Source organism: Streptomyces sp. WAC 01529, from assembly GCF_003945545.1.
In the GTDB taxonomy this organism is placed as follows: domain Bacteria; phylum Actinomycetota; class Actinomycetes; order Streptomycetales; family Streptomycetaceae; genus Streptomyces; species Streptomyces anatolicus.
Window position 1 is genome coordinate 5,613,560 of sequence record NZ_CP029617.1, and the last position, 24,825, is coordinate 5,638,384.

Below are 24,825 nucleotides of genomic sequence, written 5' to 3' on the forward strand. Positions count from 1 at the left end.
CATGACGGACACGACGACGGACATGGCAGGCATGGCAGGTATGGCGGAGAGGGCGGCATGGCCGCGGGGTCCCGGTGACGGGCAGGAGGCCGCGGAGGTCCTGGCGGCGGCGCGCGCGTGCGTCGACCCCGAGCTGCGCCGGGCGATCGACTCGCTGCCCAGCTCCCTGCGCAGGGTCGCGCGCTACCACTTCGGGTGGGAACACGCCGACGGTTCACCGGCCGCGGGGAACGCGGGGAAGGCCATCAGGCCCGCCCTCGTGCTCGCCGCGGTGCGGGCGCTCGGCGGGGAGCCCGCCGTGGCCGTGCGGGCCGCGGCGGCCGTGGAGCTGATCCACAACTTCACGCTGCTGCATGACGACGTCATCGACCGCGACACCACGCGCCGGCACCGGCCCACCGCCTGGACCGTGTTCGGTGACGCCGACGCGATCCTGGTCGGCGACGCTCTGCAGGCGCTGGGGCAGCGGCTGCTCGCCGAGGACCCCCACCCAGGGGCCCCGGCGGCGGCCGCCCGGCTGGCCCGCTGTGTCGTGGAGCTCTGCGCGGGGCAGCACGCGGACTGCGCCATGGAGCGGCGCGGCCCGGACGAGGTGACGCTCGACGAGTGCCTGGCGATGGCCGAGGCCAAGACCGGTGCGCTGCTCGGCTGCGCGTGCGCGCTCGGTGCGTTGTACGCGGGCGGGGGACCGGAGGAGGTCGACGCGCTCGACGGGTTCGGCAGGGAGGCCGGGCTCGCCTTCCAGCTCATCGACGACGTCATCGGCATCTGGGGCGACCCCGGTCACACGGGCAAACCCGCCGGTGCCGACCTGGTGGCCCGCAAGAAGTCCCTGCCGGTGGTCGCCGCGCTCGCCTCGGGCACGCCGGCCGCCACCGAGCTGGCCGGGCTGTACGGCGGGCCGCCCGCCGAGAGCGAGGCCGAGCTGGAGCGTGCGGCGCATCTGGTGGAGCGGGCGGGCGGCCGCGACTGGGCGCAGGTGCACGCGGCCGACCGGATGTCACGGGCGGTGGGCCAGCTCGCCAGGGCCGTCCCGGATCCGGAGGCGGCGGGCGGACTGCTGGCGCTCGCCGAGTTCGTGACGCGGCGCACGCACTGAGGGGCGCAGCGGCGTACGGGCGTACGGGCGTATGACGGTCGGGGGGTGAGGACGGGAGGCCGGGGGGCCTGGAGGTGAGGGGGGCGAGGGGGCGAGGTGAGGGAAGAGGGGTGAGGGGAGGTGAGGCCCCGCGGGCGTCGGGATTCCGGCGGACCGCGGGGGCCTTCCGCGCGCGCGGAGCCGATCACTTAGGCTGCAACCGGCGGGCGGTCGCGTGGAGTTGAGCGCGCGGGGCGCCGTGCCGTCGGAGGCGGGCGAGTGGTGAGGGGCGGGGCGGGCTGTGGGCGTGGCGATCCGTAGGGCCGGGGAGGGGGACCGGGACGCCGTGGTCCGGTTGCTCGACGAGGCGTTCATGTGGGACCCGGTGAGCAGCTGGGTCTTCCCCGATGAGGAGCACCGTCGGCGCAGGCACGCGGCGTTGATGGCCGCCTTCTTCGACCTCGCGCTCGACGAGGGCTACATCGACATCACCGAGGACGGTGCGGCCGCGGCCCTGTGGTGGTCCGTATCCGCGTCGGCGCCCGGGAGCGGAGACACCGGGGATGTTGAGGCGGATGGGCCCGCGCTGCTGCGCGAGGCGATCGACCCGGAGAACGTGCGGGTCGAGCTGATCGGCCGATTGGCGGACGAGGCCCACCCGACTGACCGGGCGCACCAGTACCTGCACATGATCGCCGTGCGGCCGGACCGGCAGGGGGAGGGGCTGGGCACGGCACTGGTCACCACCGTTCTCGAACGCTGCGACCGCGAGGGCCTGCACGCCTATCTGGAGGCGAGCAACGCGCGGAGCCGCGACCTGTACGAGCGGCTGGGGTTCGCCTTCACGGGGACGCCGCTCGATCTGCCGGACGGCCCGCGGATGTGGCCGATGTGGCGGGAGCCCCGGGCGGTGGCCTGAGGTGGGCGTGGGGCCGGTCCGGGGACGGGTTACGGGCAGGGTGGCGGCGTCTTCGGGCTGCCCCATCGCGCCCACCGGGAATAAACTGTCCGCATGGGCAGCGAAGGGCCCCGGCCCGGCGCCGGCCCGCAGGACGAGCCGGTCTGCGGCGCCTGCGGAGAGCCGGTCGGCACGGTCATCCGGCGGCGCAAGGTGCTCGGGGTGTTCGTGCCGGTCTGGCGCCCCGGGCCATGTCGTAACGCACATTGCGAAGTCCGCGTCGACGACGAGGCCGAAGCCGCGCGGGCCGCAGGCCGGACCAGCGGCAGGCGCTTCCGGTCGCGGCACGGCAGGAGGACGGTGGCGTTACCGGACCCAGCGGGTCGCGGCGCCCCCGAAGCGGAAGCGGAAGTGGGCCCGGCGGCCCCGCGCCCGGTCGGCGTGGAGGACGACGAGGCTGACAAGGACGACGAGCACAACAAGGCCGACAAGGCCGACAAGGCTGAATGAGATTACGCGTGCCCGCCCCATGGGTCGGTCGGTGGCTCGCCCAGGGTGTTGGGGAGGGGTGCGGTGAAGGCGCGGTGGGGTGGACTCGCCCTGGCGGGGCTGGTGTTCGCGGGGCTGGTGTGGGTGGGGTCCGGGGCCGGCCCGGACTTTCTTTCGGACGACTCTGTTCCGGTCTATGCGCGGGAGCCGGGTGTGCCCCGCGTGAAGAGCGAGGCGGACTTCCCCGAACTGCCGCTGGACAAGTTTGAGTTGAGCGCCCGTGACAGCGAGCGCATGCAGCGGGCCCAGTCGCTTGTCGTGCAGAGATGCATGCGGTCGTACGGGTTCGATGACTTCCCCCGCGACCCCGGGCTGGGCGTGCAGTTGAGCGAGTCGGTCAACAGCACCGTGACGTGGGTTGCCCCCTACGGGATGCTCGACCTCGGCCAGGCGCGCCGCTGGGGGTACGGCTTCGACCCCGACGCGGCCGCGCGGGCCCTGCCGAAGGGGCGGGCGCCCACAGAGCGGGAGGACGAGGTGCTGCACGGCCTCGGCGCGGAGGGCGGCGACCCCATGGTGGTGCGCGGCCGCAAGGTCCCCGAGGGAGGCTGCTCGGCGGAGGGCTCGCGGCGGCTCATGGCGGACGTATCGGACGAGGAGCGCCTGTGGGGTTACGTTCCCGGACGCGTCGAGGAGCTGGACAAGGCCGTCGCGAGGGACCAGCGGGTGCGCAGGGCCTTCCGGGACTGGTCGCGCTGTGTCGAGGGCAAGGGGTTCAAGGAGTACGAGAGTCCGGCCGACGCCTTCCGTGACAAGGCGTGGCACGTGGGGCGCGAGGACGGCAACACGGCACGTACGCGGCGGGAGTTGGAGACGGCCGTCGCCGACGTCGAGTGCAACCGGCAGCTGAACACCGCCGGGGTCTGGTGGGCCGTCAGCAACGAGAAGCAGCGCGCCGACCTGCGCCGCGACAAGTCCCGGTACGAGGCCGTACGCGAGGACCAGGACCGGCTGCGGGCCGCCGTCAGCAAGGCCCTCGGCGAATAGCCCCCCGGCCGGCAGGTCCCGGCAGGCCCCGGCAGGTCCCGGGGAGGCCCCGGCAGGCCCCCGGCAGGCAGTGCCGCGGTCGCGTGATAGACACATGCGATGACCCTCTCCGGCCGGGCGTTCGACGCCGTACTGAGTGACCTCGACGGCGTGATCCGCTTCTACGACATGGCGGAGCTGGAGCAGCTGGAGGCCTCGGCCGGGCTGCCGCGGGGCAGCACCGCCGAGATCGCCTTCGCGCCCGAGACCGATCTGCCGCTGATGCGCGGCGAGATCACCAAGGAGCAGTGGATCGACTCGATCGCCCGCGGGCTCGCCGAGCGGGTGCCGTGGGAGTGCGGGCACGCGCTCGGGACCACCCTGGCGGAGACCAAGTTCCGGGCCGACGACGCGGTGGTCGGACTGCTCCGGCGGGTCCGCGCGGCCGGGCTGCCGGTCCTGCTGGTGACGAACGCGACGCCGTGGCTGGCCGACGATCTGGCCCTGCTCGGGCTCACCGGGCCCGCCGGGCTCTTCGACGACGTGATCAGCAGCGCCGACCTCGGTGTCACCAAGCCGGACCGCCGCATCTACGAGACGGCGGCGGAGCGGGCCGGTACCGCCCCCGGCCGCTGCCTCTTCGTCGACGACCGCCAGGAGAACGTGGACGCGGCCGAGGCGCTCGGCATGACCGGCCTGCTGTACCGCGAACCGGCCGACCTGCACGTGGTGTTGGCCCCGCTCATCTGACCTCGGTGGAGAGGCCCGGCCCTCACGCGGGCGTCCTGCGCACCACCCGCAGCAGATAGTCCTTGCGGTTGAGCGGATCGTGGTCCGTCCGCTCGCGCTTCGGGGGAGCGCCCCGCACCGGCTCGTAGTGGTCGAAGGCGGACTCCAGCTCGCCCTCGCCGCGCGTGAGTCCGGGCAGCATCTGCTCCAGCGCGTGGACCTGTTGCGCCGGGATGTCCCCTTCCAGGCGGTACGAGACTCCGCTCGTCGTCGGTGTGTGCGGTACGGCCCGCAGCCGGGCGAGGGCGGGCAGCACCGCCCCGACTGTGTCGGCGGGCACGTCGAGCCGGAAGCGGTGCATCGGTTCGTGCACCGCCGTGCCCGCCTCGCGCAGCGCGTCCATCAGGACCAGCGGCGTCAGATTCCGGAAGTCGCCCGCCGTGCTCGACATGCTCTTGTCGAAGGTGCCGTGGGCGTGGCTCTGGCGCGGCCAGTACCCGGCGCGCGTCATCGTGACGGCGCAGTCGGGGACGCGCCACCCGTACAGGCCCTGGTGCAGGGTCTCCCGGACGGTCTCCTCGACCGCGCGGAAGAACGCGTACGGCATCGAACCCAGCTCGACGCCCAGCCGGAACTCCACCCCGGAGCCCACCGGCGCGGGCTCGACGCGCAGCCCGACCGTGGCGAGGAACGGGTTGGGTTCCTGCTCGCCGACCTCGAACGCCTCACCCGTGCCGACGAGCCGCTCCACGCAGATCGTCGTCGTCTCCCGGAAGCGGACGTCAAGCCCGAAGTCCTCGGCGAGCGTGGCCTGGATGACCTCCTTCTGTACCTCCCCGTAGAGCGAGACCGACACCTCGCGCCGTACGGCGTCCTGCCGCAGGTCGATCAACGGGTCCTGCTCGGCGAGTTGGGTGAGCGCGAGGTGGAGGGCTCCCCGGTCGGCGGGGCGTACCGGCGTGACGACCGTCTCCAGGGTGGGCGGCGCGAAGAAGTGCGCGCCCGGCTCGCTCCCCTTGGGCGGTGCGCCGATCACGTCGCCGATACGTACGTCGCCGAGCCCCCACAGCTTGCCGATCCGTCCGGCGCGGACCTCCGCGCGGCGTTCGTCGGTGCCCTGGTCGAAGACGCTGACGGCGGTGACCTTCCCCTCGCGGCGGCCGTGGGCCCCGCTGTCCGCCGCGCCGCCGAGGATGTCGACGCGGTCGCGTGTGCGGACCGTGCCCGAGAACACGCGTACGTACGCGATCTTCTCCCCGGCGGCCCCGCGCTCGACCTTGAACACGCTTCCGGAGAGCGGGCCTTCGGCGTCCCCGACGGCCGAGGGCAGCAATTCGCGGATGCCGTCCATCAGTTCGCGGACGCCGACGCCCGTCACCGCTGAGCCGAAGTAGACGGGGTGCACCAGGGCGCGGCCGGTCTGCCGGGCCAGCTCACCGCGGAGACGGGCGTACGAGAGGGACGCCGCGTCGTCGACGTACGCGGTGAGGAGTGCGTCGTCGTGCCCGGCGAGCAGTTCGGTGAGGCGGGCGGTGAAGTCGTCGCCGTCGCCCGGCCGCGCGGGGGATCCGGAACCGGCGGTGAAGGGGGTGAAGCGGGCCTCGCGGGTGCCGAGGCGCGTGACCGTGCCCATCGGGATGATGTCCGGGGTGAGGCGTTCCGCGATGTGCTTCAGGACGCCGTCGTAGCGGGCGCCCGCGCGGTCGGCCTTGTTCACGAAGATGAGCGTGGGGACGCGCAGCCTGCGCAGGGTGCGCAGCAGGACGCGGGTCTGCGCCTGGACGCCCTCCACGGCGGAGACCACCAGCACGGCGCCGTCGAGCACGCTCAGGACGCGCTCCACCTCGGCGATGAAGTCCGGGTGGCCGGGGGTGTCGATGAGGTTGACCGTGACGCCGTCGCCACTCGCCCCGGCGCTCTCGGGGGCCTCGATGACGAAGGAGACGACCGCGGACTTGATCGTGATGCCGCGCCGGCGCTCCAGCGCGAGGGAGTCGGTCAGGGTGTTCCCGTCGTCGACGCGGCCGACCTCGTCGATGACACCGGCGGCGTGCAGCAGCCGCTCGGTCAGGCTCGTCTTACCGGCGTCGATGTGGGCCAGGATGCCCAGATTCAGTGTGTGCGGAGCAGCAGAATGCACGTACCGTCATGTCCTTTGAAGAGAGGTGACTTCCTTCGGGGCGGGACATGAACGAACGCCGCATTTCCTTCTCCTTGGTCGACTCCGCCGGGCTCTCGCCGGCTCCTTCCAGTGCAGCAGGCGGCCGGCGGGCCCGGCAAACGATTAAGCGCGGGGACGCGGCGCGGGGAGACGCCGAAGGGGCCCGTCCGGTGTGCCGGACGGGCCCCCACGGGGTGCTCGCGCAGATCAGGCCTTCTTGGTCTCCCAGAAGATCTTGTCGATCTGGGCGATGTAGTCCAGCGCCTTCTGGCCCGTGGCCGGGTCAGCGGAGCCCTTGGCGGCCGAGAGGGCCTTGAGGGTGTCGTTGACCAGCTGGTGCAGCTCCGGGTACTTCTCGAAGTGCGGGGGCTTGAAGTAGTCGCTCCAGAGCACCGACACGTGGTGCTTGGCGAGCTCCGCGCGCTGCTCCTTGATGGCGATGGCGCGCGTCTGGAACTGCGCGTCGTCGTTGGCGGCCATCTTCTCCTGCACGGCCTTGACGGACTCCGCCTCGATGCGGGCCTGGGCCGGGTCGTACACGCCGCAGGGGAGGTCGCAGTGGGCGCTGACCTTCACCTTGGGGGCGAACAGGCGGGAAAGCATGTGGCTGTCCTTCCTCGTGATCGTCTTCTCAGGTGGGACATTACTCCGTGAGAGACCGGTTTTCGCGAGTGCCCCCATGGGCTTAGGACAAAAGTCCAGGGTCGGACCGGGACCGGTGGAGGATAGGACCGGGGAGGTGCCGGTGATGCCGGAGCTGTCGCAGGAGAGCGAGCGGGGAAGGGCCGTCCTGCCGTGGGGCGCCGCGGAGGTGACGGGCCCTTCGATGGTGCCCACGCTGTACCACGGGGACCGGCTGCTCGTGCGGTGGGGCGCGCGCGTCCGCCCGGGTGACGTGGTGGTCCTGCGCCATCCGTTCCAGCAGGATCTGCTGGTCGTCAAGCGCGCCAAGGAGCGCCGCGAGGGCGGCTGGTGGGTGCGGGGCGACAACGCGTTCGCGGGCGGCGACAGCACGGACTACGGCGTTGTCCCCGAGGAGCTGGTCCTGGGCCGGGTCCGGCTGCGTTACCGGCCACCCGCGTCCGGGCGGCGCTCGCCGGTGGCGCTGGCGCGCTGGGCGGTCTCCGCCGTGCGTCCCGTGCTCGCCGAGCGCTCGGTCTCCAGGCGCTTGCGGGCGCGGTAGGCGGCCACGTTGGCGCGGGTCGCGCAGCGGTCCGAGCAGTAGCGCCGGGAGCGGTTCGTCGATGTGTCGAGGTAGGCGTTGCGGCACGGCGCCGCCTCGCACAGGCCCAGGCGGTCCACGCCGTGCTCGGTGAGGTGGAAGGCGAGGCCCATCGCGGCGATCGCCGCGTACCCGGCGGTGGCGTTCGAGGGGTGGTCCGCCAGGTGCATGTGCCACAGCGGGCGGCCGTCGCCGTCGCGGTGGTCGTGGCCCGAGATCTGCGGGCTGACGGGGAACTCCAGGAGCAGGGAGTTCAGCAGGTCGACCGCGAGTGTCTCGTCGCCGCCGTCCGCCGCCTCGAAGACGGCACGGAGCCTGCCCCGTACGGACCGGAAGCGGGTGACGTCGGAGTCCGTCGCGCGGCGGGCCATCTGCGTGCTCGGCCCGAACAGCTCCCGGATGGCTTCGACCGAGGTCAGCGCGTCCTTGTTGCGGCCCGGCTCCTCGCTGTTGACCAGACGTACGGCGTAGTCCGAGTAATAGGCCAGTTCCACTTGTAGTCCTTACGAGGGCGGGCTATGGTCGTCTCGTCGGCAGGTAATAGCCGATTGCCGTACCAGGGTATTACGGAGTGGAGGGGTTCTGATGACGGAAACGGGGACCGGCGCCGAGACCGGGTCCGGGCTCGGCACCGACTGGCGTGCCTGGCAGGCCAGCTGGGACCGCCAGCAGCAGTGGTACCTGCCGGACCGCGAGGAGCGGTTCCGGATCATGCTCGACATGGTCGAGGCCGTGGTCGGCCCCGCGCCCCGCGTGCTCGATCTGGCGTGCGGTACGGGAAGTATTACGGACCGGCTGCTCCAGAGGTTCCCGGACGCCACCAGTGTCGGCGTCGATCTCGACCCCGCGCTGCTCACCATCGCCGAGGGCACCTTCGCCGGCGACGACCGCGTCACCTTCGTCACCGCCGACCTGCTGGACCCCGACTGGGCCGCCGCGCTGCCGCACGACTCGTACGACGCCGTGCTCACCGCGACCGCCCTGCACTGGCTGCACAGTGAACCGCTCGCGACCCTCTACGGCCAGCTCGGCGGGCTCGTCCGGGACGGCGGCGTCTTCATGAACGCGGACCACATGCCCGATCCGGCCACTCCTCGGCTGAACGCGGCCGAGAGCGCGTACCGGCACCGCCGGATGGACCGGGCCAAGAGCGAGGGCGTGCTGGACTGGAAGGAGTGGTGGCAGCTGGCCGCGCAGGATCCGGTCCTGGCCGCGCCCACCGCGAAGCGGTTCGAGATCTACGGGGAGCACGCGGACGGGGACATGCCGTCCGCCGAGTGGCATGCGCGGGCTCTGCGGGAGGCGGGCTTCGGGGAGGCGCGGGTCGTGTGGGCCTCGCCGTCCGACGCGGTGGTCATGGGTCTTAAGTAGCGGGATCTCCCCGCGGGTTCGGTGGGGGCTGGTCGCGCAGTTCCCCGCGCCCCTTAAGGGGCGCGCCGAAGGGGCCGGTACGGATTCCGTACCGGCCCCTTCGGCGATCACTGAGACCAGCGGAGCGCTAGAGCACCTTCGACAGGAACGACTGCGTGCGTTCCTGTTGGGGGTTGGTCAGGACGTCTCGGGGGTGGCCCGATTCGACCACCACGCCGCCGTCCATGAAGACGAGGTTGTCGCCGACCTCCCGTGCGAAGCCCATCTCGTGTGTCACGACGATCATCGTCATGCCGGACTCCGCGAGGTCGCGCATCACGTCGAGGACGTCGCCGACCAGCTCGGGGTCGAGCGCCGACGTCGGCTCGTCGAACAGCATCAGCTTCGGGTCCATCGCCAGCGCCCGCGCGATCGCCACGCGCTGCTGCTGGCCACCGGAGAGCTGCGAGGGGTAGTTCTTCGCCTTGTCGGCGAGGCCCACCCGTTCGAGCAGCTGGCCGGCGCGCTCGCGCGCCTGGCTCTTGGCGATGCCCTTGACCTGGACCGGCGCCTCCATGACGTTCTCCAGCGCCGTCATGTGCGGGAAGAGGTTGAAGCGCTGGAAGACCATGCCGATGTCCCGGCGCTTGAGGGCGACCTCGCTGTCCTTCAGCTCGTACAGCTTGTCTCCCTTCTGCCGGTAGCCGACCAGCTCCCCGTCGACGTACAGCCGACCGGCGTTGATCTTCTCCAGGTGGTTGATGCAGCGCAGGAACGTCGACTTGCCGGAACCGGACGGGCCGATCAGGCAGAACACCTCGCCGCTCGCGACCTCGAGGTCGATGCCCTTGAGGACCTCTACGTGACCGAACGACTTGTGGACGCCCTCGGCCTTCACCATGGCGGTCATCAGCGCACACCTCCCGCGCCGCGGTTGCTCAGCGACAGCATGTTGGCCTTGATCTTCTGGAAGGGGGTGTCCGGCAGGGAGCGGGACGAGCCGCGGGCGTAGTACCGCTCCAGGTAGTACTGGCCGACGCTGAGGATCGACGTCATGATCAGGTACCAGCAGGCGGCGAGCAGCAGCGTCTCCACGGTCGCGCCCGACGAGGTGCCGATGTCCTGGGCGTACTTGAGGAGTTCGTAGTACTGCACGGCGGCGACGAGCGAGGTCGTCTTGAGCATGTTGATGAACTCGTTGCCCGTCGGCGGCACGACCACGCGCATCGCCTGCGGCAGCACCACGCGGCGCAGCGTCTTGTTGTGGCTCATGCCGAGCGCGTGCGAGGCCTCGGTCTGGCCCTCGTCGACCGAGAGCAGACCGGCGCGGCAGATCTCCGCCATGTACGCGGCCTCGTTCAGGCCGAGACCGAGCAGCGCCGTCAGGAACGGCGTCATGAAGTCCGACCACTCGTCCTTGTAGACCGGACCGAGGTTGATGTAGTCGAAGACGAAGCCGAGGTTGAACCAGACGAAGAGCTGGACCAGGACCGGCGTACCGCGGAAGAACCAGATGTAGAACCAGGCGATCGAGGAGGTCACCGGGTTCTTCGACAGGCGCATCACGGACAGGATCACGCCGCCCACGACGCCGATGAGCATCGAGAGGAAGGTGAGGAGCAGCGTCTCGCGGACACCCTTGAGGATGCGCTCGTCGAAGAAGTTGTCGGGGATCGCGCCCCACTTGATGTCACCCTGCGAGAAGGCGTAGACGATCGAGGCGAGGACGCCGATCGCCAGGACCGCCGCGACGTACCGGCCGAAGTGCCGCACGGGGATGGCCTTGATGGCCTCCGCCTGCCGCGCCTTCGGGACGTCGTCCTCGGGGCCCTTCTTGGAGATGTCGGTGGTCACGTGCGTGGCCTTTCAGCGACTGAGGGAGAGCGGGTGGTTACTTGCCGCCGTTGATCTTGGCTTCCTTGACCGCGCCGGCCTCGACGCCCCACTTCTTGACGATCTCTTCGTAGTCGCCGTTCTGGATGATCGCGTCGAGCGCGGCCTTGATCGCGTCACGCAGCTTGGGGTTCTTCTTGGAGACCGCGATGCCGTACGGAGCCGCCTCGACCTGCTCGCCGACGAGCTGGAAGTCCTTGCCGCCGCCGGAGGTCTTCACCGCGTACGCGGCCACGGGGAAGTCGGAGGAGCCGGCGTCGGCGCCGCCGGAGCGCAGCCGGGTCTGGGCCTGCTGGTCGTTGTCGTACTGCTCGATCGCGATCTTCTTGCCGCCCTTGCACTTCTTCGACTCGGCCTTGGCCAGGTCGTGCGAGACGGTTCCGCGCTGCACGACGATCTTCTTGCCGCAGAGGTCGGACCAGGTCTTGATGCCCTGGTCGTCGCCCTTCTTGGTGTAGATCGAGACACCGGCGGTGAAGTAGTCGACGAAGTCGACGCCGTCACCGATCTTCTTGCCGGTCTCCTCGTCGATGCCCTCCTGACGGTTCTTGGTGTCCGTCATGGCCGACATGGCGATCTGGTAGCGCTTGGAGCGCAGACCGCCGAGGAGGGTGTCGAAGGTGCCGTTCTCGAACTCGAACCTCACGCCGAGCTGCTTGCCGAGCGCCTCGCCCAGGTCGGGGTCGATACCGACGGTCTTGCCGGACTTGTCCTTGAACTCGACCGGCGGGTAGGCGATGTCGGACCCGACCTTGATGACGCCCTTGTCGCGGATGTCCTTGGGCAGCTTGTCGGCGAGCGGCGCGTCGACGACCGCGTTGCTCTCCTTGTCGTTGGTCTGGTCGCCACAGCCGGACAGCAGCAGCGCACCGGCGACCGCGATCGCGCCGACCGCGGCAATCCGGGACTTCGCGGACTTGGCTGCGGTCTTACGACAAATGGGGCTTGCGGTCATGGTGGGTCCTCCGGCGGATGAGGGAGTTGCCGATGGGTCGTGCACACACCTTCGGGTGTCGCGACCTCGTGTGATGACGGCATCTTGCCATTCGGACCGTCCGATTCTGGGTGCCGGAGATGTCAAAATCGGATAACGGGCCCTCTGTGAATGCGCACAGCCCGGTACAGCAAGGGTGTATGGGAAGACACGCAAACCACCGTTAACCTGCCCATACTCCGGCAATCTCGCCATGTGGACCGATCGGCGCCCCCTGCAACCAATGTCACTCGCCCGGGCCCACCGGCTTCGGGTACAAAGGTTGGCTACACCCCTCATCCGGGGCTCAGGGCGCGTGTGCGGCGCGCCCGCGTGTCCGTACCTCTCCTCCGTCGACAGACGGGGAACGGACACGGTGCCCGCCCACTTCTCAACCGGGAGTGGACACCCTCAACGAATGATTAAGACTTAAGGGGTCAGACAAGTGGCAGCGGAGATCGTCAATCCTCGCAGCGACAGCAGTACGGATCATGAGGGCCCTGCTGGTGCGGGCGAGCCCTTCGATCCGGCCTTCGCGCTGCACCGTGGCGGCAAGATGGCCGTGCAGGCCACCGTGCCGATCCGCGACAAGGACGACCTGTCCCTCGCGTACACGCCCGGCGTCGCGAAAGTGTGCAGCGCGATCGCCGAGCGGCCGGAGCTCGTCCACGACTACACGTGGAAGTCGAACGTCGTCGCCGTGGTGACCGACGGGACCGCCGTGCTCGGTCTCGGGGACATCGGCGCAGAGGCCTCGCTCCCCGTCATGGAGGGCAAGGCCATTCTCTTCAAGCAGTTCGGCGGCGTGGACGCGGTGCCGATCGCGCTCGCGACGACCGACGCCGACGAGATCGTCGAGACCGTGGTGCGGCTCGCCCCGTCCTTCGGTGGTGTGAATCTGGAGGACATCTCGGCGCCGCGGTGCTTCGAGATCGAGCGCAAGCTCCAGGAGCGGCTCGACATCCCGGTCTTCCACGACGACCAGCACGGCACGGCCGTGGTGACGCTGGCGGCGCTGCGGAACGCGGCGAAGCTGACCGGGCGTACCCTCGGCGAGCTGCGCGCCGTCATCTCGGGTGCCGGCGCCGCCGGTGTCGCCATCGCCAAGTTCCTGCTCGAGGCGGGGCTCGGGGATGTGGCGGTCGCGGACCGCAAGGGCATCGTGAGCCGGGACCGGGACGACCTGACGCCGGTCAAGCGCGAGCTGGCCGAGCTGACCAACAAGGCGGGGCTGAGCGGATCGCTGGAGTCCGCCCTCGCGGGTGCCGATGTCTTCATCGGCGTCTCGGGCGGCACCGTCCCGGAGCCGGCCGTCGCCTCCATGGCGCCCAACTCCTTCGTGTTCGCCATGGCCAACCCGAACCCGGAGGTCCACCCCGACGTCGCGCACAAGTACGCGGCCGTCGTGGCGACCGGGCGTTCGGACTACCCGAACCAGATCAACAACGTGCTGGCCTTCCCGGGGATCTTCGCGGGAGCGCTCCAGGTGCGTGCCTCGCGGATCACCGAGGGCATGAAGATCGCCGCCGCCGACGCCCTCGCGGGGGTCGTCGGGGACGAGCTCTCCGCCGACTACGTGATCCCGTCGCCGTTCGACGAGCGGGTCGCCCCGGCCGTCACGGCCGCGGTCGCCGCCGCGGCACGGGCAGAGGGCGTCGCGCGCCGCTGAGCGCCCGCGCGCATGTGACCGTGTGTGTGACCGCACGTGTGTGACCGCGCCCCCCACCGCGAGCTTCCGCGGCGGGGGGCGCGGCGCGTGTCACAGCCGTACGTGGTTCCGCCAGGCCGCCCGTACTGCCTATGGTCGGCGTCATGTTCGCTGCTTACGCCGCCCGTATCGACCGTGACCAGCCGCTCAGCGGCCTTGAGTTGGGGGAGCGTCCGGCCCCCGACGCGCGCCCCGGCTGGTCGACCGTGAATGTCAAGGCCGCCTCCCTGAACCACCACGACCTGTGGTCGCTGCGTGGGGTCGGTCTCGCCGAGGACAAGCTGCCGATGATCCTCGGCTGTGACGCCGCCGGGATCGACGAGGACGGGAACGAGGTCGTCCTCCACTCCGTCATCGGACAGTCGGGGCACGGCGTCGGCCCCCGCGAGGGCCGGTCCATCCTGACCGAGAAGTACCAGGGGGCCTTCGCCGAGCGCGTGGCCGTGCCCACCTGGAACGTGCTGCCCAAGCCGAAGGAGCTGTCCTTCGCCGAGGCGGCCTGCCTGCCGACCGCGTGGCTGACCGCCTACCGCATGCTCTTCACCAACGCCGGTGTGCGCCCGGGGGATTCCGTCCTCGTGCAGGGCGCGGGCGGCGGTGTCGCCACGGCCGCCATCATGCTCGGCAAGGCGGCGGGCCTGCGGGTCTTCGCCACCAGCCGCGACGAGGCCAAGCGGAAGCGGGCACTGGAGCTGGGGGCCGTGGAGGCGGTCGAGTCCGGGGCGCGGCTGCCGCAGCGGGTCGACGCCGTCATCGAGACCGTGGGCGCGGCGACCTGGTCGCACTCGGTCAAGTCGCTGAAGCCCGGAGGTACGTTGGTGATCTCCGGGGCGACGAGCGGTGACCGTCCCGCGCACGCCGAACTCACCCGGATCTTCTTCCTGGAGCTGAAGGTCGTCGGCTCGACGATGGGCACCAAGGACGAGCTGGAGGACCTGCTCTCCTTCTGTGCCGCCACGGGCGTGCGCCCCGTCATCGACGAGGTGCTGCCGCTCGACCGGGCGCGGGAGGGCTTCGAGCGGCTGGAAGCCGGGGAGCAGTTCGGGAAGATCGTGCTGGAGGTCTGAGCCGGACCCTTGCGTCAACTTTGGTTGACGACTGCCTCTTGTCAACGTAGGTTGACATGTATGACCGAAGCTACGGATCTCGCCGAGCGGGCGGGCGATCAGGACCCCCGGGTCGGGCTGCGTGCCGTCTCCGCGCTGCGGAAGCTGGTGGAGCGGTTGGAGGCCGTGCAGGTGCGCAGCGCGCGCCGGCAGGGCTGGTCGTGGCAGGAGATCGCCGCGGAACTCGGGGTGAGCAGGCAGGCCGTGCACAAGAAGTACGGGAGGCAGTGATGTTCGAGCGGTTCACCAAGGATGCCCGCGCCGTGGTGGTGGGCGCGGTCGGGCACGCGGAACGGGGGAGTGCCGACGCGGTCGACGACGGGCATCTGCTGCTCGCGCTGCTCGACCGCGAGGCGAGCCGGGGGTCGTTCGCTCTCGCCTCCCTCGGTGCGGCGCGCCACCGGGACTCGATCGAGGAGGCGCTGAGCGGGGCGCGGCGCCGTGGCGGCCTCTCGCAGGCCGACGCGGCCGCGCTGGCCGGGCTCGGCATCGACGTCGCCGAGATCGTCTCCCGCGTCGAAGAGGCCCATGGCGAGGGCGCGCTGACGGATGGCGGCGGCAAGTCCGGGTCCGGGGCCGGCAGGTCAGGGTCCGGCAAGGCCGGGCGGGGGTGGTTCGGCCGGGTGCCCTTCTCCCGCGAGGCCAAGGACACCCTGGTGAAGTCCCTGCGCATCGCCACCGCCCGCCGCGACCGCCGCATCGGCGACGAGCATCTCTTGCTCGCCCTCACGGTCCGCCCCGGCATCGTCTCCGAGGTCCTCGCGGACCACGGGGTGACGCATGCGGCGGTGGACCGGGTCCTGTGGGGCGGGCCTGCGGCGGCGGCGGGCTGACGCGCGGGCCGACCGCTGGCTCCTGGCCCCCTGGCCCCCTGGCCCCCTGGCCCCCGGCCTCCCGGCCCGTTGTCAGGGGGTCGGTGCGGGTGGGGGCCGAGGGGTGGCTCGTCCCGGCGTCAGCGTTTCCGTGGGTGCAGGGTCGCTCCGATGTGGGCCGCCGCCGCCGACAAGTGGCCGCGGGCCTCGCGGAGTTGCTCCTCCGTCACGCCGTGGTCGCGGGCCGCGTCGCGGATGTCGTCGCGGAAGCGGTCGAGCAGGCGGTCGAGGTCGCGGGCCGGGTCGCCGCTCGACTCCTCGCGGGCCCAGTCGGGGAGGTACTCCACGATCAGGTCCTCGGGAGCGGCACTGAATGTGGGTCCCCCGGTCCCGGGGGCGGTCTGGGGGGCAGTCGCTGAGGCGGATCGAGTACGTGGGTCAGGGCTGGGGCCCGCCTCGGATGCGGGCCCAGCCTCGGGGCAGGGGCCGGGAGTGGTTCCGGGAGCGGCTTGGGAAGCGGCTTGGGAAGCGGCGCCGGAGGGGCCGGCCTCGGGGCCGGCTTTGGTGCCGGCGCCGGAATCGGCCCCGGTACCGGCGCCGGAATCGGCCCCCCGCTCGGTCCCGCAGTCCGTGCCGGACGCGGGGCCGGACGCGTAGGGGAAGTGCTTGCCCAAGTCCATGCCGAACTCGCCCAACCCCTTGGCCAGTTCCGTCAGGTTCTCTCGTACGCCCGCCGGCCAGTCGCCTCGCGTGAAGTGGTCACGGACCTGCTCCTGGACGCGCTGGGCGATGCGCTGGGCCTCCTCCTCAGCCAGGGTCCGCGCCCTCTCCTGGGCCTCCTTGGCCTGGCGGCGGGCCCGCTGGGCCTCCTCGCGGGCCCGGCGGCTCTCGTCCTTCGCGCGGCGCGCCTGCTCCTTCCACTCCTGCTTGGCGCGGTTGAACTCCTCCTTCGCCTTGCGCCAGCCGTCCTTGTCGCCCCAGACGCCCCCGAAGGGGTCGGACGGGGCGGAGGAGGCCTCGCCGGTGCCCGCGCCACCGCCCGAGGCACGCGCCTCGTCGGCGGCCGCCCGCATCTCGCGGCGCAGATCGCCCGCCGCGCCCTGGACGCCGTCGCGGATCTCCGCGGCCAGTTCGGCGACGGAGTCGCGGATCTCCAGCTCCAGGTCGGCCAGCTCGCCGCCGCGGCCTGCCAGCTCGGCGCGGCCCGCATCCGTGAGGGCGTAGACCTTCCGGCCGCCCTCGGTGGTGTGCGTGACCAGGCCCTCGGCCTCCAGCTTGGCGAGGCGCGGATAGACCGTGCCCGCCGAGGGCGCGTACAGCCCCTGGAAGCGCTCTTCGAGGAGGCGGATCACTTCATAGCCGTGGCGCGGGGCCTCGTCGAGCAGCTTGAGGAGGTACAGGCGCAGGCGGCCGTGGGCGAACACGGGGGGCATCTCAGAGCACCTTCTTGTGGGTCGGGCCGTTGCTCGGGCCGTCGGTCGGGCCACCGGACGGGCCATGGGGCGGGGTGGCGCTCAGGTCGTCGTCCGGTGCGGTGGCGTCCGCCTGGGCGACATCCAGAGGGACATCGTCGTACGGATCCTCCTCCGTCGGCGGCCTGCGCAGCAGCGCGATGGGTCCGGACACCGTGGTCGCCCTGAGCCTTCCGCCGCCCGAGCCGAGCCGGCCCGTGAGCCGCTGGGCGCCCCACTGGTCGCTGGTCCGCAGACCCTCGAAGGCGTTCGACACCGATCCGGTCGTGGTGTCCACCTCCACCTCGGCGTCAGCCGGGTGCGGGAGGCGGACCGCGATCTCGCCCGAGACGGTCGTCAGGGCGATGTCCGTCGGACTGCCCGCCGGGTCGAGGTCCACGACCATCGAGCCGGTCACCGAATCCGCACGGACGGCGGAACCCACCGCCTCGACCACGGTCAGGTCGCCGGAGGCAGAGGTGAACCGCAGGTCTCCCGTGATGCCCTGGGCCACCACGCTCCCGGAGACCGTCTCGGCGCGGAGGGGGCCGGAGAGGCCCACCAGGGTCGTGTCGCCGGTGACGCCCTTCACCTCCACGGGCCCCTCGATCCCGGAGACCGTGGCGGCCGCGCCGACCACACCGACCTCCACGCGCGTGCCCACGGGCACCGCCAGCGAGACGACCGCGTCACGGCGCCAGCTCCCGGGGTCGAGCCACGTGAGGAAATTCTTCCAGGGCAGGTCGTCGTAGGCGACGGAGAGGGTGCCGTCCTCGTGGGTGACGGTCAGGGGCGTCCCGTCGATCTCGGAGACCTCCAGGCGGGCGGAACCTTCCTCGGTGCCCACCACGTTCACCGTTCCGTTGACCACGCGGACGCGGAGGGTCGCCACCGGGGCGTCGAACGCGAGCCTTCGGGGCTCGGCGACGGACCACTCTGACATGCGGTGACCTCCTCGATGCGGGCCCAGGCGGCCACGCCCGGACACGACACGTCATATCGCGTCTCTCCCTATTCACGATATATCGCGGCTCCGCGAAGTCAAGACATGCCGAGGGTGAACCTCTGTCCTAGCGTGGGGCCATGTCGCCAGAAGCCTCCGAGCGCGCCCTGGGCGTCGGCGCGCTGCTGCTCTGCCGCGCCGAACCCGACGTCGCCGAGCCCGTTGCCCACCTGCTCCGCGAGGGAATGCTGCTCGCACCGGCCGGCAGCGGCTGGAGCGTGCTGGTGCCCGAGGGTAAGCCCTGGCTGCACGGCGAGGAGCCGGTCGACCGGGTGCTCACCGGCTGGGCCACCGCGCTCGCGGTCGGCTCCGGCAGGCCCGTGCTCGCCCTGTGGTGGGACACCGACCGCTGCGGCTACACCCTCGCCGCCGGCTTCCGGCGCACCGTCGGCTACGAATGGCTGGCGAACGGCACGCCCGTCGGCGAGGACGAGGCCATGCGGACGTTCGCCGCGCGGCTCGGCCTCGACCCCGTCCTGGACATGCAGTCCCTGGAGGCGCTGACCCGGCCCGACACGCAGGCCGACGCGCGCGCCAGGATGCTCGGCCTCCTCGCCGTCCTCACCCGCACCGGACTCGCCCTCCCGCCCGGTCTGGCCCCCGGTGAACCGGCTGACCGGCTGCGCGAGACGGCGTGGGTCCAGCGCGACCTGCGCAAGGTCGAGTGGGCCGGATGGCGCGACGCGGTACGGGCGGAGTTCGAGGTGGTCGAGAGCGGGCCGCTCGGCCCCTGGGTGCGCGGCCCCCGGGCACGGGCGCTGGCCGCGGCGCAGGTGGCGGCCGGAGTGCCCCTCGCGGCCTGGGCGGTGCGGCGGCGCAGCGGGGGCTGGGCCGTGGCGGCCGCGGTGCTGCTGGTGCAGGGGGCGCTGGGACTCGCGTACGACCGGATGCGCGCGCGGCACTGAAGACCCTCGCCGGGCGCGAGCCCCTCGCCGAGCGCGGCGGCGCGGATGACCGCCTGAACCAGCGGCTCAGCGGCGGCGTACGGCGTCGAGGGCGAGGGCCAGCAGACGGTCCGGCTGGGCCGGGTCCGCCGTGGCGTGGGACGTCGACAGCGCGATGCCCACCACCAGTTGGACCAGGTCGGGAGCGGTCAGGTCGGGGCGGGCCGTGCCCAGGCGCTGGGCCCGCGCCAGGAGCCCGTGTGCCGTGTCCTGGATCCGCTGGTGGCAGTCAAAGCCCAGTGCGTCCGGCCGCTCAAGCAGCAGGGCGCTGCCCAGGCCCTGGTTGACGCGCGCGTGGGCGAGCAGCGCGCGCAGCCACTCGGTCAGCGCCTCATCCGGGGAGTCGGCGGCGAGCAGCTCCTCCGCGCGTGCGCACAGGCTGTCGATCCGGTCCTGGAGCACCGCCGTCAGAAGTGCGGGGCGCGCGGGGAAGTGGCGGTAGAGCGTGCCCGGGCCGACCCCCGCGCGGCGGGCGATCTCGTTGAGGGAGGCCTCCGGGCCCGACTCGGCGAACGCCTCGCGTGCCGCGGCGACGATCCGCTCGCGATTGCGCCGCGCGTCCGCGCGCGGCCGCCGGTCGGCGAGGTCTCGGTCCGCGGGGGTGCGGCGGTCGTGCCCCGCCTGGCCGCGCCGTTCCTGGGGTTCCCTCATCGGGTCATCGTCGCCTACCGGACGGCCGGAGGCTAGCCAACCGGAGAGGGTCTCCGTATTCTGGCGCCCACGAGACGGAGAACCTCTCCGGAAAGCGGGGCGGGCGTCGGCCGGAAGCCGCACAGGCAGGCTGGGACGCAGGCCGGTACGCAGGCCGGAACAGCACGGGAAGGCAAGGGTGGGCGCATGAGTGGCGCTATGCGGCGGGACGGGCTCGGACGGGCCGGGGTGTGGACGTTCGCCTTCGAGGGGCACCCCGCGGGACGGGTCCGGGAGGCCGCCGCGGAGATCGAGGAGCTGGGGTACGGCGCCCTCTGGTACGGAGAGGCCTTCGGGCGGGACACCGTGGGGCAGGCCTGGCTGCTGCTCTCCGCGACCCGGCGCCTCGCCGTCGCCTCGGGCATCGCCAACATCGCCTTCCGGGACCCACTGGCCATGGCGGCGGCCGAGCGCACGCTCGGCGAGGCCTTCCCCGGACGCTATCTGCTCGGTCTGGGCGGCCACCGGGTCGACGACACCGTCGTGGAGGTCGACGGCTATCCCGTCCCCGCGCGCGGGAAGGCCCTCGCGACGATGCGCCGCTACCTGGACTCCATGGACGCGGCCCCCGCGCACGGCCCCGCCGCCGACCCCGCCCCGCGCCGTGTCCTCGCGGCGCTCGGCCCCAAGATGCTGGCGCTGGCCGCCGAGCGCACCTGGGGCGCCCACCCGTACTTCGTGCCCGTCGCGCACACGGCGCTCGCGCGAAGGACCATGGGGCCGGACGCGTTCCTCGGCGTCGAGCAGGCCGTCGTCCTCGACACGGACGTCGACCGGGCGCGAGAGGTGGCCGCGCGGCACGTGGCGGGCTACGTCACCAGCGCTCCCCACCAGGCGGCGAACGTACGGCGCATGGGATTCGGGGACGAAGACCTCGTCGACGGCCGGCCCAGCCGCCGACTCGTCGACGCGATCGTCGCCTACGGAGACGTCGACGTGCTCCACGCGCGCGTGCGGGCCCATCTCGAAGCGGGCGCCGACCACGTCTGCGTACAGGTGCTGACCGAGGACCCGGCGGCGCTGCCCCTGCCGCAGTGGCGGGAGCTGGCACCCGCGCTCGTCAGCGGGTGACTGTGAGGACCGCCGTACTACTGACTACGGCTATGCGTTACTCGTCGTCGTCCTCGTCGTCCAGCCGCGCCAGCCACGTCGCCAGGCGCTCGACCGGGACCTCGAAGTCGGGGTTGAGGTCCACGAAGGCGCGGAGCTGCTCGGCGAGCCACTCGAAGGTGACCTCCTCCTCGCCGCGCCGCTTCTCCAGCTCCTCGATGCCACGGTCGGTGAAGTACAACTCATGCTCCTGATGCGGACGGCCTCTTCCCCCTCATGGTAGGCGGCCGGGACCCCGCACACGCCGGTGGGCCCGGCCCCGGGCGGCAAGCGCTCGGGGCCGGGCCCACCTACGGAGGACCGCTGAGGCCTAGGCCTCGAAGACCTCGCTCAGGAGCTGCTGCTGCTCCTGCTCGTGGCGCTTCTTCGAGCCGACCGCGGGGGACGAGCCGTGCGGGCGCGAGATGCGCCGCAGCCGCTCGCCGTGCGGGATGTCGGCGCCGACCGCCAGGTCCAGGTGGTCGATGAGGTTGAGGGCGATGAAGGGCCACGCGCCCTGGTTCGCCGGCTCCTCCTGCGCCCACAGGTACTTCTCGGCGTTCGGGAACTTGGAGATCTCCTCCTGCAGCTCCGCGCCCGGCAGCGGGTACAGACGCTCGATGCGGATGATCGCCGTGTCCGTGATGCCGCGCTTCTCCCGCTCGGCCTCCAGCTCGTAGTAGAGCTTGCCCGCGCAGAAGACGACCTTGCGGATCGCGTTCGGGTCACCCTCTCCGGAGGAGATGCGTGTGTCGCCGATGACGGGGCGGAAGCCGCCCGAGGTGAACTCCTCCGTCTTGGACGCGGCGGCCTTCAGGCGCAGCATCCACTTCGGGGTGAAGACCACCAGCGGCTTGTGGTGCGGGTTGTGCACCTGCCACCGCAGGAGGTGGAAGTAGTTCGACGGGAGGGTCGGCATCGCGACCGTCATGTTGTTCTGCGCGCACAGCTGGAGGAAGCGCTCCGGGCGGGCGGACGAGTGGTCCGGGCCCTGGCCCTCGTAGCCGTGCGGCAGGAGCAGCGTGACGCCGGAGGTCTGGCCCCACTTCTGCTCGGCCGAGGAGATGAACTCGTCGACGACGGTCTGCGCGCCGTTGACGAAGTCACCGAACTGGGCCTCCCACATCACCAGGGACTCGGGACGCGCCAGGGAGTAGCCGTACTCGAAGCCCATCGCCGCGTACTCGGAGAGCAGCGAGTCGTAGGCGTTGAAGCGGGCCTGCTCCTCGGAGAGGTAGAGCAGCGGGGTGTAGTCGTCGCCCGTCTCGCGGTCGATGAGGACCGCGTGACGCTGGCCGAACGTGCCGCGGCGCGAGTCCTGGCCCGCGAGGCGCACCGGGGTGCCCTCCATGAGCAGCGAGCCGATGGCGAGGGTCTCGCCCATGCCCCAGTCGATCGTGCCGTCCTCGACCATGGCCGCGCGGCGCTGCAGCTGCGGGAGCAGCCGCGGGTGCACGGTGACGCGGTCGGGGATGTTGACCTGGGACTCGGCGATGCGCTTGACGACCTCCTGGGAGATCGCGGTGTTCACCGCCACGGGGAACTCGGCCTCGGGGCCGGGGACCTCCACCGGCGCGCCCTGCGAGGTGGCCTCGCGGACCTCGGTGAAGACCTTCTCCAGCTGGCCCTGGTAGTCCTGGAGCGCCTGCTCGGCCTCTTCCAGGGTGATGTCGCCGCGACCGATGAGGGACTCGGTGTAGAGCTTGCGCACCGAGCGCTTCTTGTCGATCAGGTCGTACATCAGCGGCTGGGTGAAGGCCGGGTTGTCCGACTCGTTGTGACCGCGGCGGCGGTAGCAGATGAGGTCGATCACGACGTCCTTGTTGAACGCCTGGCGGAACTCGAAGGCCAGCCGGGCCACGCGGACCACGGCCTCCGGGTCGTCGCCGTTCACGTGGAAGATCGGCGCCTCGATCATGCGCGCCACGTCCGTCGAGTACATCGACGAGCGGGACGACTCCGGGGCGGCGGTGAAGCCGACCTGGTTGTTGATGACGACGTGGACCGTGCCGCCCGTGCGGTAGCCGCGCAGCTGCGACATGTTCAGGGTCTCGGCGACCACGCCCTGGCCCGCGAAGGCCGCGTCACCGTGCAGGGCGACGGGCAGGACCGTGAAGTCCGTGCCGCCCTTGTTGATGATGTCCTGCTTGGCGCGGACGATGCCTTCCAGGACCGGGTCGACCGCCTCCAGGTGGGAGGGGTTGGCGGCCAGGGAGACCTTGATCTGCTCGCCGTCCAGGCCCGTGAAGGTGCCCTCGGCGCCCAGGTGGTACTTCACGTCGCCGGAGCCGTGCATCGACTTCGGGTCGAGGTTGCCCTCGAACTCGCGGAAGATCTGGGCGTACGACTTGCCGACGATGTTCGCCAGGACGTTCAGGCGGCCGCGGTGGGCCATGCCGATGACGACCTCGTCCAGGCGCGACTCGGCGGCGGAGTCGATGACCGCGTCGAGCAGCGGGATGACGGACTCGCCGCCCTCCAGGGAGAAGCGCTTCTGGCCGACGTACTTGGTCTGGAGGAACGTCTCGAACGCCTCGGCGGCGTTCAGGCGGCGCAGGATGCGCAGCTGCTCCTCGCGCTCCGGCTTCGTGGCGTGCTGGCGCTCGATGCGGTCCTGGAGCCACTTGCGCTGCTTGGGGTCCTGGATGTGCATGAACTCGACGCCGGTGGTGCGGCAGTACGAGTCGCGCAGCACGCCGAGGACGTCGCGCAGCTTCATCATCGACTTGCCGGCGAAGCCGCCGACCGCGAACTCCCGCTCCAGGTCCCACAGGGTGAGGCCGTGCTCGGTGATGTCCAGGTCGGGGTGCTTGCGCTGCTTGTACTCCAGCGGGTCCGTGTCGGCCATGACGTGGCCGCGGACGCGGTAGGAGTGGATCAGCTCGAAGACGCGGGCGGCCTTGGTGACGTCGTCGTCGTGCGAGGCGTCGATGTCCTTGAGCCAGCGGACCGGCTCGTAGGGGATCCGCAGCGCCTCGAAGATCTCGTCGTAGAAGTCGTTCTCGCCGAGGAGGAGGTTGGCGACGATCCGCAGGAACTCGCCGGAGGCGGCGCCCTGGATGACCCGGTGGTCGTAGGTCGACGTGAGCGTCATGACCTTCGAGATGCCGAGCTTGTTCAGGGTGTCCTGGGAGGTGCCCTGGAACTCCGCGGGGTAGTCCATCGAGCCGACGCCCATGATGACCGACTGACCGGGCATCAGACGCGGGACCGAGTGGACGGTGCCGAGGCCGCCGGGGTTGGTCAGGGAGACCGTGACGCCGGTGAAGTCGTCCATGCCGAGCTTGCCGTCGCGGGCGCGGCGGACGATGTCCTCGTAGGCCTGCCAGAACTCGAAGAAGTTCATGGTCTCGGCCTTCTTGATGCCCGCGACCACGAGCTGGCGGTCGCCGTTGGGCTTCACCAGGTCGATGGCGAGGCCGAAGTTGATGTGCTCCGGCTTGACCAGGGTCGGCTTGCCGTCCTTCTCCACGAAGGAGTAGTTCATCGACGGCATGGCCTTGATGGCCTGCACCATCGCGTACCCGATCAGGTGCGTGAAGGAGATCTTCCCGCCGCGGGCGCGCTTGAGGTGGTTGTTGATGACGATGCGGTTGTCGAAGAGCAGCTTCACCGGGACCGCGCGCACCGACGTGGCCGTCGGTACCTCGATCGAGGCGTTCATGTTCTTCGCGACCGCGGCGGCCGGGCCGCGCAGCGTCGTGTACTCGGGGCCGGCCGGGGCCTCCTTCGCGGGCTCCGCCTTGGGGGCGGGCTTCGCGGCGGCGGGCTTGGCGGCAGGGGCCGGGGCGGCGGCCGCGGGCTTCGCCGCGGGGGCGGCGGGCTTCTCGGCGGCCGGGGCCGCGGGCTCGGCGGCGGGAGCCGGTGCGGCGGGCGCGGCCGGGGCGGCGGGAGCAGTGGTGGCCGCGGCCCCCGCGGCCGCGTCACCCGCCGGCTCAGCCGGGGCGGCGGCTACGGAAGCGCCCGCCCCTGGCTTGTAGTCGGCGAAGAAGTCCCACCAGGCTCGGTCGACCGAATTCGGGTCCTGGAGGTACTGCTGATAGATCTCGTCTACGAGCCACTCATTGGGACCGAAGGCGGCGGCAGGGTCCTTGCCCTGCGCGTCTTGGTCGGTCGAAGTGCTCGAGCTACTGGGGGACTGTGACGACACGGCGGTAACCGCCCTCTTCCGCTTCACAAGGTGATGGACAGCGGAAATAAAGG

General features: G+C 71.5%; 24 protein-coding genes. 13 read left to right on the forward strand and 11 right to left on the reverse strand.

The annotated features are described in order from the left end of the window. The first annotated feature begins 31 nt into the window (after positions 1-31). From DMA15_RS25255 to DMA15_RS25275, 5 genes are all read left to right on the forward strand, one after another. Complete coding sequence (locus DMA15_RS25255; RefSeq protein WP_240660261.1) at positions 32-1,099, forward strand: family 2 encapsulin nanocompartment cargo protein polyprenyl transferase; 1,068 nt, start codon at positions 32-34, stop codon at positions 1,097-1,099. A 280-nt stretch (positions 1,100-1,379) separates the two neighbouring features. Further along, on the forward strand, positions 1,380-1,997 hold the full coding sequence (locus tag DMA15_RS25260; RefSeq protein ID WP_125515048.1) for a GNAT family N-acetyltransferase: 618 nt from the start codon (positions 1,380-1,382) through the stop codon (positions 1,995-1,997). Positions 1,998-2,090: 93 nt separating this feature from the next. Further along, positions 2,091-2,486, forward strand: a complete 396-nt coding sequence (locus tag DMA15_RS25265) for a hypothetical protein (protein ID WP_125515049.1) — start codon at positions 2,091-2,093, stop codon at positions 2,484-2,486. Between the two features lie 192 nt (positions 2,487-2,678). Next, positions 2,679-3,512, forward strand: coding sequence for a hypothetical protein (locus DMA15_RS25270; RefSeq protein WP_125515050.1), 834 nt, complete (start codon positions 2,679-2,681; stop codon positions 3,510-3,512). Between the two features lie 99 nt (positions 3,513-3,611). Further along, positions 3,612-4,241, forward strand: a complete 630-nt coding sequence (locus tag DMA15_RS25275) for an HAD-IA family hydrolase (RefSeq protein WP_125515051.1) — start codon at positions 3,612-3,614, stop codon at positions 4,239-4,241. A 22-nt stretch (positions 4,242-4,263) separates the two neighbouring features. Here the strand turns inward: DMA15_RS25275 and DMA15_RS25280 are convergent, their stop codons facing one another. After that, positions 4,264-6,360, reverse strand: coding sequence for a TetM/TetW/TetO/TetS family tetracycline resistance ribosomal protection protein (locus DMA15_RS25280; RefSeq protein ID WP_125515052.1), 2,097 nt, complete (start codon positions 6,358-6,360; stop codon positions 4,264-4,266). A gap of 228 nt (positions 6,361-6,588) precedes the next feature. Beyond that, complete coding sequence (sodN, locus tag DMA15_RS25285) at positions 6,589-6,984, reverse strand: superoxide dismutase, Ni (RefSeq protein WP_125515053.1); 396 nt, start codon at positions 6,982-6,984, stop codon at positions 6,589-6,591. Positions 6,985-7,129: 145 nt separating this feature from the next. Here sodN and sodX point away from each other — a divergent pair, with 145 nt between their 5' ends. Further along, entirely contained in the window at positions 7,130-7,564 is a 435-nt protein-coding gene (gene sodX, locus DMA15_RS25290) for a nickel-type superoxide dismutase maturation protease (protein ID WP_164551822.1), read from the forward strand. Here sodX and DMA15_RS25295 read toward each other — a convergent pair. Further along, positions 7,447-8,097, reverse strand: coding sequence for a CGNR zinc finger domain-containing protein (locus DMA15_RS25295; RefSeq protein ID WP_125515054.1), 651 nt, complete (start codon positions 8,095-8,097; stop codon positions 7,447-7,449). The two genes, sodX and DMA15_RS25295, sit on opposite strands and share 118 nt — an antisense overlap. A 91-nt stretch (positions 8,098-8,188) precedes the next feature. Here DMA15_RS25295 and DMA15_RS25300 point away from each other — a divergent pair, with 91 nt between their 5' ends. Beyond that, positions 8,189-8,974: a class I SAM-dependent methyltransferase gene (locus tag DMA15_RS25300; protein ID WP_125515055.1), complete on the forward strand. Its 786-nt coding sequence runs from the start codon at positions 8,189-8,191 to the stop codon at positions 8,972-8,974. A 127-nt stretch (positions 8,975-9,101) separates the two neighbouring features. Here the strand turns inward: DMA15_RS25300 and DMA15_RS25305 are convergent, their stop codons facing one another. Genes DMA15_RS25305 through DMA15_RS25315 form a run of 3 tightly spaced genes read right to left on the reverse strand, consistent with a single transcriptional unit; the run spans position 9,102 to position 11,801 of the window. Then, positions 9,102-9,863, reverse strand: coding sequence for an amino acid ABC transporter ATP-binding protein (locus DMA15_RS25305; protein WP_125515056.1), 762 nt, complete (start codon positions 9,861-9,863; stop codon positions 9,102-9,104). Further along, positions 9,863-10,807 carry an amino acid ABC transporter permease gene (locus DMA15_RS25310; protein WP_125515057.1) on the reverse strand — a complete coding sequence of 315 codons (945 nt, stop codon included), beginning with the start codon at positions 10,805-10,807 and terminating at the stop codon, positions 9,863-9,865. The genes DMA15_RS25305 and DMA15_RS25310 overlap by 1 nt, the downstream gene beginning before the upstream one ends. Positions 10,808-10,844: 37 nt before the next feature. Next, on the reverse strand, positions 10,845-11,801 hold the full coding sequence (locus DMA15_RS25315; RefSeq protein ID WP_125515058.1) for an ABC transporter substrate-binding protein: 957 nt from the start codon (positions 11,799-11,801) through the stop codon (positions 10,845-10,847). Between the two features lie 463 nt (positions 11,802-12,264). On the opposite strand from DMA15_RS25315, the gene DMA15_RS25320 reads away from it, so the two are divergent. The 4 genes from DMA15_RS25320 to DMA15_RS25335 all read left to right on the forward strand — a co-directional run bounded on the left by DMA15_RS25320 (position 12,265) and on the right by DMA15_RS25335 (position 15,466). After that, positions 12,265-13,488, forward strand: a complete 1,224-nt coding sequence (locus DMA15_RS25320) for an NADP-dependent malic enzyme (RefSeq protein WP_125515059.1) — start codon at positions 12,265-12,267, stop codon at positions 13,486-13,488. A gap of 143 nt (positions 13,489-13,631) precedes the next feature. Next, positions 13,632-14,594: a zinc-binding dehydrogenase gene (locus tag DMA15_RS25325; protein WP_125515060.1), complete on the forward strand. Its 963-nt coding sequence runs from the start codon at positions 13,632-13,634 to the stop codon at positions 14,592-14,594. Positions 14,595-14,654: 60 nt separating this feature from the next. Beyond that, positions 14,655-14,864, forward strand: a complete 210-nt coding sequence (locus tag DMA15_RS25330) for a helix-turn-helix domain-containing protein (protein WP_055531231.1) — start codon at positions 14,655-14,657, stop codon at positions 14,862-14,864. Beyond that, a complete protein-coding gene (locus DMA15_RS25335) occupies positions 14,864-15,466 on the forward strand; it encodes a Clp protease N-terminal domain-containing protein (protein WP_125515061.1) in 603 nt (200 codons plus the stop codon). The genes DMA15_RS25330 and DMA15_RS25335 overlap by 1 nt, the downstream gene beginning before the upstream one ends. A gap of 119 nt (positions 15,467-15,585) precedes the next feature. Here DMA15_RS25335 and DMA15_RS25340 read toward each other — a convergent pair whose 3' ends face one another. Both DMA15_RS25340 and DMA15_RS25345 read right to left on the reverse strand, forming a co-directional pair. Next, positions 15,586-16,878 carry a PadR family transcriptional regulator gene (locus DMA15_RS25340; protein ID WP_125515062.1) on the reverse strand — a complete coding sequence of 431 codons (1,293 nt, stop codon included), beginning with the start codon at positions 16,876-16,878 and terminating at the stop codon, positions 15,586-15,588. Between the two features lies 1 nt (position 16,879). Further along, positions 16,880-17,839 (reverse strand): DUF4097 family beta strand repeat-containing protein, encoded by a 960-nt coding sequence (locus DMA15_RS25345; protein WP_125515063.1) that lies wholly within the window; start codon positions 17,837-17,839, stop codon positions 16,880-16,882. A 140-nt stretch (positions 17,840-17,979) separates the two neighbouring features. Here DMA15_RS25345 and DMA15_RS25350 point away from each other — a divergent pair, with 140 nt between their 5' ends. After that, positions 17,980-18,804 carry a hypothetical protein gene (locus tag DMA15_RS25350; RefSeq protein WP_125515064.1) on the forward strand — a complete coding sequence of 275 codons (825 nt, stop codon included), beginning with the start codon at positions 17,980-17,982 and terminating at the stop codon, positions 18,802-18,804. Between the two features lie 66 nt (positions 18,805-18,870). On the opposite strand, the gene DMA15_RS25355 is transcribed toward DMA15_RS25350, so the two are convergent. Then, complete coding sequence (locus tag DMA15_RS25355; protein ID WP_125515065.1) at positions 18,871-19,494, reverse strand: TetR/AcrR family transcriptional regulator; 624 nt, start codon at positions 19,492-19,494, stop codon at positions 18,871-18,873. Between the two features lie 186 nt (positions 19,495-19,680). Here DMA15_RS25355 and DMA15_RS25360 point away from each other — a divergent pair, with 186 nt between their 5' ends. Beyond that, positions 19,681-20,604 carry a TIGR03620 family F420-dependent LLM class oxidoreductase gene (locus DMA15_RS25360; protein ID WP_206302837.1) on the forward strand — a complete coding sequence of 308 codons (924 nt, stop codon included), beginning with the start codon at positions 19,681-19,683 and terminating at the stop codon, positions 20,602-20,604. Positions 20,605-20,641: 37 nt separating this feature from the next. On the opposite strand, the gene DMA15_RS25365 is transcribed toward DMA15_RS25360, so the two are convergent. Next, entirely contained in the window at positions 20,642-20,824 is a 183-nt protein-coding gene (locus DMA15_RS25365) for a DUF6104 family protein (protein WP_125515066.1), read from the reverse strand. A gap of 129 nt (positions 20,825-20,953) precedes the next feature. Next, entirely contained in the window at positions 20,954-24,772 is a 3,819-nt protein-coding gene (locus DMA15_RS25370; protein ID WP_206302839.1) for a multifunctional oxoglutarate decarboxylase/oxoglutarate dehydrogenase thiamine pyrophosphate-binding subunit/dihydrolipoyllysine-residue succinyltransferase subunit, read from the reverse strand. Positions 24,773-24,825: the final 53 nt, after the last annotated feature.